Origin of the sequence: Bacillus sp. A1 (assembly GCF_042296235.1) — a bacterium.
Taxonomy (GTDB): domain Bacteria; phylum Bacillota; class Bacilli; order Bacillales; family Bacillaceae; genus Bacillus; species Bacillus velezensis.
Genome location: NZ_CP141181.1, coordinates 2,969,411 through 2,986,712, shown reverse-complemented (window position 1 = coordinate 2,986,712; position 17,302 = coordinate 2,969,411). Strand labels below are relative to the sequence as shown.

The following is a 17,302-nucleotide window of genomic DNA, read 5'->3' as shown; positions in this document are numbered from 1 at the left end:
TGGATGCATATTCTGAAAAAAGGGAGTGCCATTATGCCTTCAGTAGAAAGTTTTGAGCTTGACCATAATGCGGTTGTGGCTCCGTATGTAAGACATTGCGGAGTGCATAAAGTCGGAACAGACGGCGTCGTGAATAAGTTTGACATTCGCTTCTGCCAGCCGAACAAACAGGCGATGAAGCCGGATACGATTCATACGCTTGAGCACTTGCTTGCGTTTACGATTCGCACACATTCTGAGAAATACGATCACTTCGACATCATAGATATCTCACCGATGGGCTGCCAGACAGGCTATTATCTTGTTGTCAGCGGCGAGCCGACAGCGGAAGAAATTGTAGACCTGCTTGACGCTACGCTGAAAGAAGCCATCGATATTACGGAGATTCCGGCGGCCAACGAAAAACAGTGCGGCCAGGCGAAACTTCATGATTTAGAAGGCGCGAAACGCCTGATGCGTTTCTGGCTGTCACAGGATAAAGAAGATTTGCTGAAAGTGTTCGGATAAAAAACAGGCCTTTTTGCTGACATGCAAAAAGGCTTTTTTACATATTTCTAAAAAATGTCACACCTTGTGTGTAAGCGTTTGCTAAAATAGAAGCAAACATAAAGGAGTGATGGGATGAAACGGGCTGTATTGGCAGGTATGTGCGGTATGGTATTTTTATTATCTTCCTGCGGGGGCAATTCGGACAAAACCTCCGCGGATGAGGAGCCTAAAGCGCTTGAGGTCAAGCTTACAGGACCGGAAACGGCAGCACCGCATGAAAAAGCGGAATACAAGGCGGAGGTTTTTTACGGCGGCAAGCGTGTCACGGATGCGGATGAAGTCATGTTTGAAGTATGGAAAGAAGGAAAAAAAGGCAGCAGCAAAACAAGCAAGGCCAAGGAGGAAAAAGGGGCGTATCACCTGCGGACTGAATTTGATGAAGAGGGTGTCTATACCGTTCAATCCCACGTAACGGCAAAACAGCAGCATAATATGCCGACTGTAAAAGTGCGTGTCGGGGATGCTGAAGCTGCCGATGATTCCTCCGGCCATGAGGAACAGACGCATCATCATTAAGGATTTTTTTTATCCGTCAAGCCTTTTGATGCGTCCTCCGGCGGGTCAATCGTATGTTTTACATTATAAGCTCTTACAGTCGACCAGATGGATAAAAGCAGCACGGCGAGCACGATAAGAAAGCCGAAGCTCAGAAGAAGCAGCATGAAATCCCTCCTTTTTAACAAATCATAACATATTTTCCATCCGTAAAATCAAGGGCTAAAAATTTATGTTTTAACACACGATATATAGGGTATATCAATAGTAAACCAAAGGAGGAAGATAGGCATGTCAGAAAAACTATTGGATGCAGTCAATAAACAAGTTGCAAACTGGACGGTCATGTATGTGAAATTACATAACTATCATTGGTACGTCAAAGGGAAGGACTTTTTCACATTGCATGAAAAGTTCGAGGAGCTGTATAACGAAACGGCTACATATATTGATGATCTGGCAGAACGTCTGCTGGCATTAAACGGCAAGCCGATCGGCACAATGACGGAATCATTGAAGACAGCGTCTGTAAAAGAAGCGGAAGGCAATGAGAGCGCAGAACAAATGGTACAGAACATTTATGATGATTTCACTGTCATTGCGGAAGAGCTGAAAAGCGGCATGGACCTCGCAGATGAGGTAGGAGACGAAACGACCGGTGATATGCTGCTTGCCATTCACCAGAATATCGAGAAACATAACTGGATGCTGAAAGCGTATTTAGGATAATCAACAAGGGAAGACCGGGGCTATAAAGCACTCGGTCTTTTATTTGGCTGCCGAAGAGAGGTGTTGTCCATTTTTCTGAAAAATCCAGTCCGTTCCATTCACTTTTCATAGAATAATGTAAGGCCGTTTCTGTGAAAGGATGTTGGATCAAGTGGGCAAAGACTTTGGCATCTTTTCGTTTTTTGCAGTGATCGTGTCGGCAGCGGGGTTTTTCTTCGGAGGTTTTCAGTATTCGTTTCTGATTTTGCTATCGGTCATGGCGATTGAGTTTATCAGTACAAGCTTAAAAGAATCTCTTTTGCAGCAGCTGAGCGCAAGAAAGCTTTTTGCGCGGCTGGTCAAAAAAATCGTGACCCTGGCATTAGTCTCAGTTTGCCATTTTTTTGACCAGCTGCTTCATACCGAAGGCGCCATCCGTAATTTGGCTATCATGTTTTATATCTTATACGAATCGGTTCAGATCGTGATTACGGCAAGCTCGCTGGGCATACCGGTTCCGCAGGTGCTCGTCGACCTATTGGATACCCTGAAAAATAAATTCAAGCGCAAACCGTAACATTTGCTTCAAAGGAGGCTATACTAGCGGGTATGATGGTTTTCCTCTGAATTTTTGATAAAGGGCTTCCGAACAAACGCAACTGTGGTATGATGTATGGAAGATATGAAGGAACGGATTAGAGGGATAAACATGTACGAGTTTAAAGACTATTATCAGAACACTGTTCAGCTCTCCTTTGAACACCAGCCTTTTTCAGACAGCCCGAAGCACGTATGGGTCATATGCCGATATGGAGATAAGTGGCTTTTGACCGAGCATGAAGACCGGGGGTTTGAATTTCCGGGCGGAAAAGTGGAGCCGATGGAATGTGCGGAGGAAGCGGCCCTGCGCGAGGTGAAAGAAGAAACCGGCGCCGCGGTAAGACATCTGAAGTACGTCGGACAGTATAAAGTTCTCGGCAGGGAAAAGGTAATCGTGAAGAATATTTATTTTGCCGATATTGAAAAGCTTGAAAAACAGGCTGACTATTTTGAAACAAAGGGGCCGGTGCTGTTCAGCGAACTGCCGGAGAATCTCCCCCGAAATAAAAAATTCAGTTTCATTATGAAAGATTCGGTGCTTCCGATCAGTCTGAAAAAGCTGAAAGAGGACGGCGTATTTCAATCATAAAAACGAAGACCCGGCGTTTACGCACGGGTCTTTTTTATATTTTTCCTTTCGTCCATTTTCTTTCTAACAGTTCGACTCCCTGATACATCAATGTCGCAAAAATCGCGATGATCAGAAGGCTTAAGAACACAAGAGTGAAATTGAAGACCTGGAATCCGTAAATGATCATGTAGCCCAGACCTTTTTCGGAAACGAGAAACTCGCCGACGATGACACCGACCCAGGATAAACCGACGTTCACTTTAAGCGCGGAAATAATCGCGGGGGCGCACGCCGGCAAAATGACTTCTTTAAACATGATGCTTCTTTTCGCTCCGAAGGTTTTCATGACCTTAATATAGTTTTCATCCACTTCCTGAAAAGCCGTAAAGACGACGATTGTCGTGATAATGACACTGATGACTGCTCCCATGGCGACAATGCTTGTGAAATTCGGTCCGAGAGCCACGATGAGAATCGGTCCGAGTGCGACCTTCGGCATCGCGTTTAAAATGACGAGGTACGGGTCTAAAACCCGGGCGAGCCTGTTTGACCACCATAACAGAGCGGCGAGGCATGTGCCGAGAAGCGTGCCGAGCAAAAAGCCGAGAACGGTTTCTCCTAAGGTTACGCCGATGTGCGCCGCAAGGGATCCGTCCGCAATCTTTTCAACTAAAAGCCTGCAAACGGCGGAGGGTGAGCTGAAGATTAACGGATCGATCCAGCCCGCCCTGCTCGATATTTCCCATCCGGCAAAAAATACGATGAAAATGGCGGCCTGATACGCACGGATCCGGAGCTTTTCTTTTTGGTGTCTTTTCTTAAACTGCTGATGAAGCTGTTCAATCGTGCCGCTGCTGTTTTTCAAGGGAATTCAGCTCCTTCCATATGGTTTGAAACAGCGGCTGAAAGGCCGGATCCTGACGCGCGTCAAACGGATCTAAAGCCGCGAGCTCCTTAGGCACGGTGAATATTTGGTGGATGGTGCCCGGCTGATTCGAAAATAAATAGATCGTATCGCTCATGGCGATGGCTTCACCGATATCGTGGGTGACGAGCACGGCGGTTTTTTGAAAATCCTTTAATGTTCTGAAGACAAGGTTTTCTAAAGAAAGCTTCGTTTGAAAGTCCAGCGCGGAAAACGGTTCATCAAGGAGCAGCAGGCCCGGGTCCGGCGCAAGAGTTCTGGCAAGTGCCGCCCGCTGCCGCATCCCGCCTGACAGCTCTTTCGGGTATTTCTTTTCAACGCCGATTAATCCGAGCTTAGGCAGAAGGCTGAGAACTTCAGCTCTTTTTTCTTCTGTTAATGTTTTTGAAATGTGTAAACCGAGCAGCACGTTTTCCTCAATTGATTTCCAAGGAAATAAATAATCCTGCTGAAGCATATAACCGATTTGGTGTTCTTTATGGTTCGGCACGCTTCCTTCAATCAGCACCCGGCCTTGCGCAGGGGTGATAAGGCCGGCCAGAATGGACAGGAGTGTGGTTTTTCCGCATCCGCTCGGCCCGAGAAAGGAGATGAAATCCCCTTTTTCAATCTGAAAATGTATATCTTTCACGGCGGTTGTCTTTTCTTTCAGCGAGAAATAAGTATGTGTTACATGATCGACATGTAAAAAAGACATTCATGTTCCTCCTATTGTTCTGAGGTGACTTTTTTGGCGATTTTTGTGTTGACGAGTTTGCTGTACGGAATGTGTTTCGGGAGCTCTCCGGCTTCATCCATAATAGATTGAAGCTGTTCCCATTCATCCTTTTGCAGAACTGGGTCTGCAGAGAATGACTTTTGTTTTTTATAGCGCTCTATTGATGTTTCGATAATGGCCGGATCGGTATCGGCAAATTCCTTCTGAATCGTTTTTGCGATGTCTTTGGCCGGATGGCTTTCCACCCATTGCTGGGCGCGATAGATGGCGCGGGTGAATTTTTCCGCCGTCTTTTCATTGCTTTTCAAATAACTTTCTTTTGCCATAAAGGTTGTGTATGGCACTTGGCCGGAAGCTTCTCCGAAGGATGCGACGATATGGCCGATGCCTTCTTTTTCAAATTGGGATGCCGTCGGTTCAAACAGCTGCACATAATCACCCGTTCCGGATGCGAATGCGTTGGAAATATTGGCGAAATCAATGTTTTGAACGAGGTTAATGTCTTTTTTCGGCTCTATGTGATTCTTTTTCAGGACGTACTCACCGGCCATTTGGGGCATGCCGCCTTTTCGCTGGCCGAGAAATGTTTTTCCTTTTAAATCGCTCCATTTGAATGATTTCTCATCCTTCCGCGACACGAGAAATGTGCCGTCCGTCTGTGTCAGCTGCGCGAAGTTGATGACCGGATCTTTTGCTCCCTGCGCCTCCACGTAAATGGATGTTTCAGAACCGACCAGCGCGATATCAGACCCGTTTGACAAAAGCGATGTCATCGTTTTGTCTCCGCCCCATGTTGTTTGAAGTGACACTTGGAGCCCTTCTTTTTTAAAGAAACCTTTTGCTTCAGCGACATACAGAGGCGTATAGAAGATGGAGTGTGTGACTTCCGCCACCTTTACCTTCGTCAGACTTTCTTCCTGTCTGCAAGCCGGAAGAATGAGCAGGAAAAAGGCGCATATGACAAAAACGCAGCCCGTTTTGAGCCATTTGTTCACGGTGTAACCTCCTTGTTTTAAGCGTTAAAATAACCTTTTCTGCTTTACATATCGTATGATGGGTATAAAAAATGTGTGAGTGCCCATATTCACGTTGGGAAAGAATAAAAAAACTGATGATATAAGGAGGCTCATTGTTTTGCTGGTAGAAAAGAAAAGGTTCCCGTCTCCGAGTCCGCATGTCCGCCTCTTTGAGGTATGCTATGAGTCAGAAGGGCTGAAGGTAAAGGGGCTCCTTGCCGAGCCTGCGGCGCCGGGCACATATGACGGTTTTTTATATTTGCGCGGCGGCATAAAAAATGTCGGCATGGTACGCCCCGGAAGAATCGTTCAATTCGCTTCCCAAGGCTTTGTCGTGTTTGCGCCTTATTACAGAGGCAACCAGGGCGGCGAGGGAAATGAAGATTTTGCGGGAGAGGACAGAGAGGACGCGTTTTCCGCTTTTCGCCTGCTTCGGGAGCATCCGAACGTCAGGGAAGGGCGGGTGCATATTTTCGGTTTTTCCCGGGGCGGAATCATGGGGCTTTTGACCGCGATTGAAATGGGGCATCAAGCGGCTTCGCTCGTATCATGGGGCGGTGTGAGCGATGTGGTGCTTACTTATGAAGAGCGGAAGGATATGCGGCGGATGATGAAGCGGGTGATCGGCGGCACGCCGAAAAAGGTGCCGGATGAATACAGATGGCGTTCGCCGTTTGAAAAAGCAGACCGCATTCAGGCCCCTGTGCTGCTCATCCATGGAGAGAATGATGAGAATGTTTCGATCAAACACGCCCGAATGATCGAGGACAAGCTGAAAGAGGAGGGGAAACCGGTGGAAACCTGGTATTACAGCGGTTTTACGCATTATTTTCCGCCGCAGGAAAACAGACGCATTGTCCGGCGGCTGGCGGAATGGATGAAGACACGGTAAGATGCCTGATTTATGATATGATAATAAAGAATAAGAGAATGAAAGGGGATTTTCATTTTGGGAATGCCTGTTGAATTTAATACCATGATTGTGACAAAAGGCAATGAAAAACGGATAGAGGAAAATATCTTTTTATTGGAGAAAGAGGGCTACCGCGTCTATCCTCTTGATATTCCGATGGACGTGCGCAAAACGAAAACCGGCGAGAAATCCGGCACCGGCGAGGTCCAAAAGCTCGAATGGGCGAACGGCCGGACAAGCATTACATACAGACTCACGTCGCTTCATTCGACAAACTGAAAAAACAAAAGCCGAGGGCATAAACGCCCTTGGCTTTTTTGATTACACGAGAGGTCCGCCGGCTTTGGCAATCGAGTCTGCATGGGAAAACTTTTTAAAGTTTTCTTTAAACTCATTGGCTAAAAACAGCGCTTTTTCGTTGTATGCTTGTTTATCGCTCCATGTGTTTTCAGGCTGAAGAACTTCATCCGGAACGCCCGGAACATGAACGGGACTGCGCAGGCCGAAAATGCTGTCTGCCGTCATGTCAGTCTGGTTCAGCCTGCCTTCAATAGCGGCCTTGACCATCGCTCTTGTATACGAAAGTTTCATCCGTTCTCCGACTCCGTACCCTCCGCCGGTCCAGCCTGTGTTGACCAGGAAGACTTGAACGCCGTGTTCGTCGATTTTATGCCCGAGCATTTCGGCATATACATGCGCCGGAAGCGGAAGGAACGGTGAACCGAAGCACGTCGAGAAAGTCGTTTGCGGAGATGTCACGCCGCGCTCGGTTCCCGCAAGTTTACTGGTGTACCCGCTTAAGAAGTGATACATCGCCTGTTCCTTCGTCAGTTTGCTGATCGGAGGGAGCACACCGAATGCGTCCGCCGTTAAAAAGACGATTGCCTGCGGATGGCCGGCAATGCTCGGCTGCACGATATTGCCGATCATCTCAATCGGATATGCGGCTCTTGTGTTTTCCGTGTAGAAGGAATTGTCGTAATCCGCTTCACCCGTTTTTTCATCAAGCACGACATTCTCAAGAACAGACCCGAAGCGGATCGCACGAAAAATCTGCGGTTCTTTTTCCTCGCTCAGATTGATACATTTAGCGTAACATCCGCCTTCAATGTTGAAAACGCCGGAATCTGACCAGCCGTGCTCGTCATCGCCGATCAGTTTGCGGTCCGCATCGGCTGAAAGCGTCGTTTTCCCTGTGCCGGAAAGACCGAAAAACAGGGCGACATCGCCTTTTTCACCGACATTGGCTGAGCAGTGCATCGGCAGTATATCCTGCTGCGGAAGCAGGAAGTTCATAATGGAGAATATTGATTTTTTCATTTCTCCGGCGTATTCGGTGCCGCCGATTAAAATGACGCGCTTTTCGAAAGAGACAATGATAAATGTTTCCGAATGCGTGCCGTCCGTCTCCGGATCTGCTTTAAAATGCGGAGCCGAGAGAATGGTGAAAGGCTGCGCTTGCGGATCTCTTTCATCCGTCTCCGGTCTGATAAACAGCTGGCGTGCGAATAAATTGTGCCACGCAAATTCATTTACGACCGTAATCGGGAGTCTGTATTTTTCATCCGCTCCTGCGAATCCTTCAAAAACAAACAGTTCATCCCGCTGTTTTAAGTAGCTGACGACTTTGGCGTACAGCTTTTCAAACGCCTCTTCAGAAATGGGCTGATTCACCGCGCCCCAATCAATTTGATTTTCTGTGCTTTGTTCACGGACGATAAATTTATCTTTAGGTGACCTGCCTGTATAAGCGCCGGTGGTGGCGCGTACGGCGCCCGTTGATGTCAGCGTTCCTTCATTTCGGCTGATCACTTTTTCGGTAAGTTTTGGAGCCGATAAATTATGATGCACATTCGGACTTGCAAGTAATGCTTGAAGATCTGCGGTTAAATCAACTAATTTCATAAAAACCTTCCTTTGCCGGTTTATTTGTATTTCGCTGAATGTGGAATTAGTATAACATATATCTGAAAATAGTCTATACTATTTGCGGTTTTTTGTTTGTGTTTTTCCATTGCTTCCCGAAATAAAGGCGCGTAATCACTTTAATTCATATTGACACTTTCCGCCCTTTTACGATAAGATATTTCATTGAGCGGATACTCTTATCCCGAGCTGGCGGAGGGACAGGCCCGATGAAGCCCAGCAACCGGTTTCTCTGTAAAAAAGCAGGTGAAAACACTGTGGGAAACCAAGGTGCTAACCTGATGCAAGGTTTAATATTTTCCTTGAGCGATAAGAGTGAAAGGCACACAGACCAAACCCTTTCCTCGAGTGGAAAAGGTTTTTTTATTTCATAAAATATGCCAATTAACATTCTCTGATATAGTATGACATTGTATTAAGAGGGAGCGAGTTCCGTATCATATGAGAAGGTCTTGCAAAAGATCTTTTTTCAGGAGGAAAAGTGAATGAGTAAAAACCGTCGACTATTTACATCTGAATCTGTTACTGAGGGTCATCCGGACAAAATCTGTGACCAAATTTCTGACAGTATCTTAGATGAGATTTTAAAAAATGACCCGAACGCGCGCGTGGCCTGCGAAACATCTGTAACGACAGGACTTGTGCTGGTAAGCGGAGAGATTACTACATCAACATACGTTGACATTCCGAAAACAGTCCGTGAAACGATTAAAGAAATCGGCTACACACGCGCCAAATACGGATTTGATGCGGAGACTTGCGCTGTTTTAACATCAATTGATGAACAGTCTGCGGATATCGCAATGGGTGTCGATCAGGCTCTTGAAGCGCGTGAAGGCACAATGAGCGATGCTGAAATCGAAGCAATCGGAGCGGGAGACCAAGGCCTGATGTTCGGTTATGCGTGTAACGAAACGAAAGAGCTTATGCCGCTTCCGATCTCTTTGGCGCATAAATTAGCCCGCCGTTTGAGCGAAGTCCGCAAAGAAGACATTCTTCCGTATCTTCGCCCTGACGGCAAAACGCAAGTTACCGTTGAATATGATGAAAACAACAAGCCGGTCCGCATCGACGCGATCGTTATTTCAACTCAGCACCACCCGGAAATTACGCTTGAGCAGATTCAGCGCAATCTGAAAGAGCATGTCATTAATCCTGTCGTGCCTGAGGAACTGATCGATGAAGAAACAAAATACTTCATCAACCCTACGGGACGTTTCGTAATCGGCGGACCTCAAGGTGACGCGGGTCTTACCGGCCGTAAAATCATCGTTGACACATACGGCGGATATGCACGCCACGGCGGCGGCGCATTCTCCGGTAAGGATGCGACGAAGGTAGACCGTTCTGCGGCATACGCTGCGAGATACGTAGCGAAAAACATCGTGGCAGCAGGCCTTGCTGATTCTTGTGAAGTGCAGCTTGCATACGCAATCGGCGTGGCACAGCCTGTTTCTATTTCCATCAATACATTTGATACAGGAAAAGCTTCTGAAGAAAAACTGATCGAAGTCGTACGGAATAACTTCGACCTGAGACCTGCCGGCATTATTAAAATGCTTGATCTGCGCCGCCCGATCTATAAGCAGACTGCTGCTTACGGCCACTTCGGACGTCATGATGTGGATCTTCCTTGGGAGCGTACTGACAAGGCGGATGCGCTTCGCAAAGAAGCACTAGGAGAATAATTTTATAGCCGCTTACTTAAGCGGCTTTCCCTTTTTGTAGATGCTGCCATGCTTATTTTTACATAGCGTGAAACCAATGGCGTAACACAGCGTCTATAAAAAGGGGGTCCAATTAGAAAATTACACTTATGGAGGCTATACTATGTGTGGATTTGTCGGTGTTTTTAATAAGCATCCATTAACTCAAACCGCAGATCAAGAAGAGCTAATCAAACAAATGAACCAAATGATCGTTCACCGCGGTCCTGACAGCGATGGGTATTATCATGACGAGCACGTCGGATTCGGCTTCAGACGGCTCAGTATTATTGACGTAGAAAACGGCGGACAGCCTTTATCATATGAAGACGAAAAATATTGGATCATTTTTAACGGCGAAATCTATAACTACATTGAATTGAGAGAAGAGCTTGAAGCGAAAGGCTACACTTTCAATACAGATTCCGATACTGAAGTGCTCCTTGCGACATACCGTCATTATAAAGAAGAAGCCGCTTCAAAGCTTCGCGGAATGTTTGCGTTTTTAATCTGGAACAAAGCTGACCGCGTTATGTACGGCGCGAGAGACCCGTTCGGCATTAAGCCGCTGTATTACACAACCATCGGGGACAAAGTATATTTTGCATCTGAAAGAAAAAGTTTAATGGCCGCTCAAAACGGCATTGATCTTGATACAGCTTCTTTACAGCAATATATGTCTTTCCAATTCGTTCCTGAACCGAGCACGCTTGACGCTGAAGTGAAAAAAGTCGAGCCGGGCAGCCAGTTTACGATCCGCCCGGAAGGCGACATCGCGTTTAAAACATATTTTAAAGCGAACTTTAAGCCTGTTCAGTCTGATGAAGATAAATTGGTGAAAGAAGTCAGAGACGCAATCTTTGACTCTGTCAAAGTTCACATGAGAAGTGACGTTCCTGTCGGTTCGTTTCTATCCGGCGGTATCGACTCTTCTTTTATCGTCTCAGTTGCGAAAGAATTTCACCCGAGCCTTAAAACATTTTCCGTCGGTTTTGAGCAGCAGGGCTTCAGTGAGGTTGACGTAGCGAAGGAAACGGCTGCCGCGCTCGGGATTGAAAATATCAGCAAAGTCATTTCTCCTGAGGAGTATATGAACGAGCTTCCGAAAATCGTCTGGCACTTTGATGACCCGCTTGCAGATCCGGCGGCGATTCCTTTGTACTTTGTCGCAAAAGAAGCGAAAAAACATGTAACGGTCGCGTTATCCGGGGAAGGCGCGGACGAGCTGTTCGGCGGGTACAATATTTACCGCGAACCGCTTTCGCTTAAACCGTTTGAACGCATTCCGTCCGGTCTGAAAAAAATGCTTCTTCATGTGGCGTCCGTCATGCCTGAAGGAATGAGAGGGAAAAGCCTCTTAGTCCGCGGCTGCACACCGCTTGAGGAGCGTTATATCGGTAATGCGAAGATTTTTGAAGAGCCCGTGAAAAAACAGCTGCTCAAACATTACAATCCAGAGCTTTCATACCGTGATGTCACGAAGCCGTACTTTACGGAAAGCCGTTCATACAGCGACATTAATAAAATGCAGTATGTTGACATCCATACGTGGATGCGCGGCGACATCCTGTTAAAGGCTGACAAAATGACGATGGCCAACTCATTGGAACTGCGCGTGCCGTTCCTTGATAAAGTCGTGTTTGACGTGGCTTCTAAAATTCCGGATGAACTGAAAACGAAAAACGGCACGACGAAATACCTTCTGCGCAAAGCTGCTGAAGGGGTAGTGCCTGATCATGTGCTTAACCGCAAAAAACTCGGCTTCCCTGTGCCGATCCGCCACTGGCTGAAAAATGAAATGAACGAATGGGTTCGCAACATCATTCGTGAAAGTGAAACAGATGCTTATATTGAAAAGGATTATGTCCTTCAGCTTCTAGAAGATCATTGTGCCGACAGAGCGGACAACAGCCGCAAAATCTGGACCGTGCTGATCTTCATGATCTGGCACAGCATCAATGTTGAAAAAAGACTGGTGCCGGAAGAGCTGAATCATCAGCCGAAAGAAGTCATTTTCGTTTAATCCAAAAGGCTTTCGATGTTATCGAAAGCCTTTTTTCTATTGTTTTTTTGTAAACCGTCTATTCCGCTCTGTTTTCGACAAAGTATTACGCAATATTCAGAAAAAGGTTATAATAGGACTAATCGGGTAGATTCCGGAAAGTGTTTTCTGGCTATTTCGTCTCGGTTTGTTGTTTCTTTGTCAAAATCAGGGGGAGGGAGAGTTATGCAAAACAAAGAAAAAACGCTTCACCGCGGCTTGGAAGAGCGGCATATCTCGCTTATGTCGTTGGGCGCCGCGATTGGAGTCGGGCTGTTTCTCGGGTCGGCTTCTGCCATAAAGCTTGCCGGGCCGGGGATTTTAGCCGCTTACGCCTGCAGCGGACTGATTATGTTTTTTATTATGCGGGCATTAGGGGAAATGGCGATTCAAAAGCCTGTAGCCGGCTCATTCAGCCGGTATGCCAGAGATTATCTCGGTCCGCTTGCCGGGTTTTTAACAGGCTGGAATTATTGGTTTTTATGGGTTGTTACCTGCATGGCGGAAATCACCGCGGTCGGCATTTATATGGGCTACTGGTTCCCTGACGTGCCGTCATGGATCTGGGCGCTTTGTGCACTCGTCATTATGACGGCTGTCAACTTTCTGGCGGTCAAAGCGTACGGTGAGCTTGAATTCTGGTTTGCGCTCATTAAAGTCTTGGCGATTCTGTCAATGATCGCGATCGGTCTGGTGATGATCGTATTCGGTCTCGGAAACGGAGGCGTTGCGCTCGGAATCAGCAATTTATGGAGCCACGGCGGCTTTTTCCCGAATGGGATTAAAGGGGTGCTGCTGTCGCTTCAAATGGTCATGTTTGCCTATCTCGGGATTGAGCTGATCGGTGTCACAGCCGGTGAGGTCAAAAATCCGGAAAAATCACTGGCGCGGGCCATAGATACTGTTTTTTGGCGCATTCTCATTTTTTACGTCGGAGCTTTGTTTGTCATTATGTCAATTTATCCGTGGCAGGAAATCGGTTCAGGCGGAAGCCCGTTTGTTTTGACATTTGAAAAAATCGGAATACCCGCTGCAGCCGGAATCATTAATTTTGTCGTATTGACGGCGGCTCTTTCTTCCTGCAACAGCGGGATCTTCAGTACGGGGCGCATGCTGTTCAATCTGGCGGAACAAAATGAAGCGCCTAAAGCATACGGTACGGTCACAAAAGGCGGTGTGCCGGGAAAAGCGGTATTGGTTTCAGCGGGCGCGTTGTGCATCGGCGTTTTGTTGAACTACGTGGTGCCGGCGAAAGTGTTTACGTGGGTGACGAGCATTGCGACGTTCGGGGCGATTTGGACATGGTCGATTATTTTGCTTTCTCAAATGAAATATCGTAAAAGCTTACAGCCGGAACAACGGAAAAAACTGAAATATAAAATGCCTTTATACCCCTTTTCCTCATATATCTCGCTGGCATTTCTGGCTTTTGTCGTTGTGCTGATGGCTTTTGATGCAGAGACCAGGGTGGCCGTCATCATCGGTCCTGTCTGGTTCGGCATATTATTAGCCGCCTACTACGGGAAAGGTTTCCATAAAAGAAAAGACATAGGTCTGGAAAACGGACAGACATTCGCCGAAAAAGCGTAAAAAAAGAGCCCGGAACATGGGCTCTTTTTTTTCATAGGATCGGGCCGGCGGGGGAAGAATAAAACAAATTCCTGAACATTTTGCTTCTGTTTCCTGACAATCGGGAGAATGCAAATGGTTTTTACTTAAATAATATTTTGAAAAATGGTACAGTAGTAAAAACAAAGCTGATCTATTTTTATTTCTTTTGCAGTGTTTTATAATATCGGCCTTTTTCAACATATTCCGTTCTGATTCTTTCCATGTCCTGTATGTCTTCTTCTGTCAGCCGGCGGATAACCTTTGCGGGCCGGCCGAACGCAAGACAGCCGGGAGGAATGGTTTTGCCCGGAGGAACGAGACTTCCGGCGCCGATAAACGCGCCTTCTCCGATTTCCGCCCCGTCAAGAATGACGGAGCCCATACCGATTAAAGCATTCTTTTTGATGATTGCGCTGTGCAGTGTAACCTGATGGCCGATCGTGACGTCATCTTCAATAAGAAGCGGGCGGTTCGGACTTTGATGCAGACAGCTCAAGTCCTGTATGCTGACTCTTTTTCCGATCCTTGTCGGCGCAACATCCCCCCGGATGACGGCCGAGAACCAGATGCTTGATTGTTCTCCGATCACGACGTCGCCCGTAATGACGGCGTTATCCGCAATGAACGCTTCAGGATGTATGTCAGGCGTAAATTGTTTATAAGGGTAGATTATCATGTCTCATCCTTCTTTCTCTAAATTTATGTAAGAGGTGAACTGCATGTGGACTTGGAAAGCAGACAGGCCCGTCGGTACCATTGTCATTATCCACGGGGCGAGCGAATACCACGGGCGTTATAAATGGCTCGTTGAAATGTGGAGATCTTCCGGATATAACGTGGTGATGGGCGATTTGCCCGGTCAGGGAACGTCGACCCGCGCCAGAGGGCATATTCGCTCTTTCCAAGAATACATTGATGAAGTAGATATATGGATTGATAAAGCGAGAACGCTTGAAGCGCCCGTTTTCCTTTTGGGCCACAGCATGGGCGGACTGATTGCGATAGAATGGTTTAAGCAGCAGAGAAATCCCCGCATTACGGCACTCATTTTATCATCACCTTGTCTGGGTCTGCAAATAAAAGTCAATAAAGTCCTTGATTTTGCGTCTAAAGGACTGAACGTCCTCGCTCCGTCCCTCAGAGTGGATTCCGGCTTATCACCTGATATGGCAACGAGGAATGCGGATATGATTGAAGCGGATCAAAACGATTCTTTATATGTCACGAAGGTATCCGTAAGATGGTACAGAGAGCTTTTAAAAACCATTGATGCCGCTATGGTGCCGACTGATGCGTTTTTAAAGGTGCCGCTTTTGCTTATGCAGGGCGGAGATGACAAAATCGTCGATAAAATGAAGGTCCGCAAATGGTTTTCCGGTGTGGCTTCCCATAATAAATCGTACCGGGAATGGGAAGGGCTTTATCATGAAATTTTTAATGAACCGGAAAGAGAAACTGTGTTTAAGGCGGCAAAAGCCTTTACAGATCAGTATATTTGAATTCGCTGGGGGTGCATATGTTGACAGTACCGGAACATCCTTTTAACCTTATGGCAAAAGTGTATCGGGAAATTTTTCCGCTCGTTCATCAGGAATTGAACATGTGGCGGGAAAAATCAGATTCCATTAAAAATACCGAGCTGCGGCAGCAGGCGGCTGCAAGTATCCGCGATAAATCGTTTCATTGTGAAGGCGGCGGCATTTTAGCCCTGCTTTCGGGAGAGCAAAAACAGAAATGCGTGCAATTTATCATCGCGTATCAGACAATCAGTGATTATCTGGACAATCTGTGCGACCGCAGCACCTCGCTTGATCCCGAGGACTTCCGCATGCTTCATCTTTCCATGCGTGACGCGCTGACGGTCGGTGCCGAGGTGCGGCCGTACTATCAGTACAGAGACGAGCGGGATGACGGCGGTTATCTTCATGAGCTGGTCAGAACATGCCAGCGGGTGCTCGGGTCAATAGAACATTACGGTATCATTAAACCTTATTTGCTTGAGCTGTGTGATTATTATTGCGATCTTCAGGTTCATAAGCATGTCGTTGAGCATGAACGCGTTCCGAGGCTTAAAGGCTGGTTTGAGCAGTACCGGTCACAGCTTCCGGAAATGGAGTGGTTTGAATTCTCGGCCTGCGCCGGATCGACGTTAGGCATTTTCTGTCTCGTTGCTTACTCGTTCCAGCCTGATTTTAACGAACTTACCGCTGAGAAAATCCGCAGCAGTTATTTTCCGTACATACAAGGGCTGCATATACTGCTCGATTATTTAATTGACCAGGAAGAGGATCTGCTTGAAGGCGATCTGAATTTCTGTACGTATTATCAGTCTCATGAAGAAATGATGCAGAGACTGCAGCATTTTATTGAAAAAGCGGATGAACATTTGAAAGGCATTCCGCATGAAAATTTTCACCGGCTGATCAACAGGGGGCTGCTCGGCGTCTATTTATCCGATGACAAAGTCGCCGGCCAAAAAGAAATGGGCCGCCTCGCGCGAAAGCTGATCAGGGCAAGCGGAAAAACGTCATTTTTCTTTTATATCAACGGAAGAGCCTACCGCAAATTTCAGAAGATGGCTTGGACGAAAAGTTCGTAATGGGTGAACTGCGCCTCTCGTGTAAATCATGACGGCGCAGTTTTTTATTTATGACGTGAAGTATGAAATGAAACATTGTTTGCGCCTGCAGAATATGATACTTTAATTTTATGAAAAAATTAAAGTATTTAGCGGTTATAGCATTACTTTCCATTTCCGGAGGCTGCTCCGTCATCCATGCTTCCGCCGGCTATCATCCTGTCTTGATAGCGCACAGGGGCTCTTCTGCGATTGAGCCGGAACATACAGCTTTGTCTTATGCGCGTGCCATTAAAGACAAAGCAGATTATATTGAGATAGACTTACGGGAGACAAAGGACGGCCATCTGATTGCAATTCACGATAAAACGGTAGATCGGACAACAGATGGTAAAGGGATGACAGATGATCTGTCTTTGGCTCAGATTAAGAAACTGAATGCGGGAAAAGGAGAAAAGATTTTAACATTAGAAGAAATCATACAGAAATTCGGACAAACTGCCAATTACTATATTGAGACAAGAGAAAGCAACGGCAGCCTGGTGATGGAAAAGAAACTGATTGACATATTACAAAAACATAAGCTGATTTCCAGCCATAAAGCAGTCATTGAGTCTTTTAGCGGGAAGAGCTTAAAGAAAGTTCGATCTATGAATAAAAAAGTTCCTCTTGTCCGATTATTAAAAGATAACGAGGCTGAGGAGATAAATGATAAGCAGCTGCAAACCATTAGAACGTATGCTGATACAGTCGGGCTCAACGCCAAATTGGCAAATGAAGCAGTCGTGAAGCGCATTCATCACAATAAGATGAAAGTGCACGTGTTTTTTGATAAGGAAGACGAGCATACGCTGACGCCTATTATGCTGAAACAAAAAGCAGATGGTATCTTTACAAACAATCCCGCTTATACACGCGGCGTGCTGCAAAACAGTAAATAAAAAG

19 protein-coding genes and 1 riboswitch are annotated in these 17,302 nt (G+C 46.5%); of the genes, 13 read left to right on the top strand and 6 right to left on the bottom strand.

All coding sequences use genetic code 11. The features are described 5' to 3' along the window. Positions 1 to 33: 33 nt before the first annotated feature. Positions 34 to 507, top strand: a complete 474-nt coding sequence (locus tag U2H13_RS14600; RefSeq protein ID WP_003152237.1) for an S-ribosylhomocysteine lyase — start codon at positions 34 to 36, stop codon at positions 505 to 507. A gap of 114 nt (positions 508 to 621) precedes the next feature. After that, positions 622 to 1,065: a FixH family protein gene (locus U2H13_RS14595; protein WP_014418701.1), complete on the top strand. Its 444-nt coding sequence runs from the start codon at positions 622 to 624 to the stop codon at positions 1,063 to 1,065. Here the strand turns inward: U2H13_RS14595 and ytzI are convergent. Next, positions 1,062 to 1,211 (bottom strand): YtzI protein, encoded by a 150-nt coding sequence (ytzI, locus tag U2H13_RS14590; RefSeq protein WP_007408836.1) that lies wholly within the window; start codon positions 1,209 to 1,211, stop codon positions 1,062 to 1,064. The two genes, U2H13_RS14595 and ytzI, sit on opposite strands and share 4 nt — an antisense overlap. 124 nt (positions 1,212 to 1,335) lie before the next feature. On the opposite strand from ytzI, the gene U2H13_RS14585 reads away from it, so the two are divergent. From U2H13_RS14585 to ytkD, 3 genes are all read left to right on the top strand, one after another. Next, positions 1,336 to 1,773, top strand: coding sequence for a Dps family protein (locus U2H13_RS14585; protein ID WP_007408835.1), 438 nt, complete (start codon positions 1,336 to 1,338; stop codon positions 1,771 to 1,773). Positions 1,774 to 1,924: 151 nt separating this feature from the next. Further along, entirely contained in the window at positions 1,925 to 2,329 is a 405-nt protein-coding gene (locus U2H13_RS14580; protein ID WP_007408834.1) for a holin family protein, read from the top strand. Positions 2,330 to 2,461: 132 nt separating this feature from the next. Next, positions 2,462 to 2,941: an RNA deprotection pyrophosphohydrolase gene (gene ytkD / locus U2H13_RS14575; RefSeq protein WP_003152244.1), complete on the top strand. Its 480-nt coding sequence runs from the start codon at positions 2,462 to 2,464 to the stop codon at positions 2,939 to 2,941. Between the two features lie 34 nt (positions 2,942 to 2,975). On the opposite strand, the gene U2H13_RS14570 is transcribed toward ytkD, so the two are convergent. The 3 genes from U2H13_RS14570 to U2H13_RS14560 are packed head-to-tail and all read right to left on the bottom strand — an operon-like array spanning position 2,976 to position 5,561. After that, positions 2,976 to 3,788, bottom strand: a complete 813-nt coding sequence (locus U2H13_RS14570; protein WP_014418698.1) for an ABC transporter permease — start codon at positions 3,786 to 3,788, stop codon at positions 2,976 to 2,978. Continuing rightward, positions 3,763 to 4,545 (bottom strand): ABC transporter ATP-binding protein, encoded by a 783-nt coding sequence (locus U2H13_RS14565; RefSeq protein WP_003152246.1) that lies wholly within the window; start codon positions 4,543 to 4,545, stop codon positions 3,763 to 3,765. The genes U2H13_RS14570 and U2H13_RS14565 overlap by 26 nt, the downstream gene beginning before the upstream one ends. 11 nt (positions 4,546 to 4,556) lie before the next feature. Continuing rightward, complete coding sequence (locus U2H13_RS14560) at positions 4,557 to 5,561, bottom strand: ABC transporter substrate-binding protein (RefSeq protein WP_021494496.1); 1,005 nt, start codon at positions 5,559 to 5,561, stop codon at positions 4,557 to 4,559. Between the two features lie 139 nt (positions 5,562 to 5,700). On the opposite strand from U2H13_RS14560, the gene U2H13_RS14555 reads away from it, so the two are divergent. Next, positions 5,701 to 6,474 carry a S9 family peptidase gene (locus U2H13_RS14555; RefSeq protein ID WP_021494495.1) on the top strand — a complete coding sequence of 258 codons (774 nt, stop codon included), beginning with the start codon at positions 5,701 to 5,703 and terminating at the stop codon, positions 6,472 to 6,474. Between the two features lie 57 nt (positions 6,475 to 6,531). Then, complete coding sequence (locus U2H13_RS14550) at positions 6,532 to 6,774, top strand: DUF2584 domain-containing protein (RefSeq protein ID WP_003152249.1); 243 nt, start codon at positions 6,532 to 6,534, stop codon at positions 6,772 to 6,774. Between the two features lie 42 nt (positions 6,775 to 6,816). Here the strand turns inward: U2H13_RS14550 and pckA are convergent, their stop codons facing one another. Continuing rightward, complete coding sequence (gene pckA / locus U2H13_RS14545) at positions 6,817 to 8,400, bottom strand: phosphoenolpyruvate carboxykinase (ATP) (RefSeq protein WP_007613256.1); 1,584 nt, start codon at positions 8,398 to 8,400, stop codon at positions 6,817 to 6,819. A gap of 197 nt (positions 8,401 to 8,597) precedes the next feature. After that, a riboswitch (SAM riboswitch) is annotated at positions 8,598 to 8,737 on the top strand. 169 nt (positions 8,738 to 8,906) lie between these two features. Between pckA and metK the strand changes: the two genes are divergently transcribed. From metK to alaP, 3 genes are all read left to right on the top strand, one after another. Continuing rightward, the gene (gene metK, locus U2H13_RS14540) at positions 8,907 to 10,109 is read left to right on the top strand and encodes a methionine adenosyltransferase (protein ID WP_003152253.1); all 1,203 of its coding nucleotides are present in this window, start codon (positions 8,907 to 8,909) and stop codon (positions 10,107 to 10,109) included. Between the two features lie 142 nt (positions 10,110 to 10,251). After that, positions 10,252 to 12,150, top strand: coding sequence for an asparagine synthase (glutamine-hydrolyzing) (asnB, locus tag U2H13_RS14535; protein ID WP_003152255.1), 1,899 nt, complete (start codon positions 10,252 to 10,254; stop codon positions 12,148 to 12,150). Between the two features lie 204 nt (positions 12,151 to 12,354). Beyond that, positions 12,355 to 13,758: an alanine permease AlaP gene (gene alaP, locus U2H13_RS14530; RefSeq protein WP_017418420.1), complete on the top strand. Its 1,404-nt coding sequence runs from the start codon at positions 12,355 to 12,357 to the stop codon at positions 13,756 to 13,758. Positions 13,759 to 13,936: 178 nt separating this feature from the next. On the opposite strand, the gene U2H13_RS14525 is transcribed toward alaP, so the two are convergent. Further along, positions 13,937 to 14,452: a gamma carbonic anhydrase family protein gene (locus U2H13_RS14525; RefSeq protein ID WP_026092272.1), complete on the bottom strand. Its 516-nt coding sequence runs from the start codon at positions 14,450 to 14,452 to the stop codon at positions 13,937 to 13,939. Between the two features lie 46 nt (positions 14,453 to 14,498). Here U2H13_RS14525 and U2H13_RS14520 point away from each other — a divergent pair, with 46 nt between their 5' ends. From U2H13_RS14520 to U2H13_RS14510, 3 genes are all read left to right on the top strand, one after another. After that, the gene (locus U2H13_RS14520) at positions 14,499 to 15,278 is read left to right on the top strand and encodes an alpha/beta hydrolase (RefSeq protein ID WP_003152261.1); all 780 of its coding nucleotides are present in this window, start codon (positions 14,499 to 14,501) and stop codon (positions 15,276 to 15,278) included. Positions 15,279 to 15,298: 20 nt separating this feature from the next. Beyond that, complete coding sequence (locus U2H13_RS14515; RefSeq protein ID WP_121984744.1) at positions 15,299 to 16,378, top strand: tetraprenyl-beta-curcumene synthase family protein; 1,080 nt, start codon at positions 15,299 to 15,301, stop codon at positions 16,376 to 16,378. A gap of 110 nt (positions 16,379 to 16,488) precedes the next feature. After that, positions 16,489 to 17,298 carry a glycerophosphodiester phosphodiesterase family protein gene (locus tag U2H13_RS14510; RefSeq protein ID WP_280156917.1) on the top strand — a complete coding sequence of 270 codons (810 nt, stop codon included), beginning with the start codon at positions 16,489 to 16,491 and terminating at the stop codon, positions 17,296 to 17,298. Positions 17,299 to 17,302 lie beyond the last annotated feature (4 nt).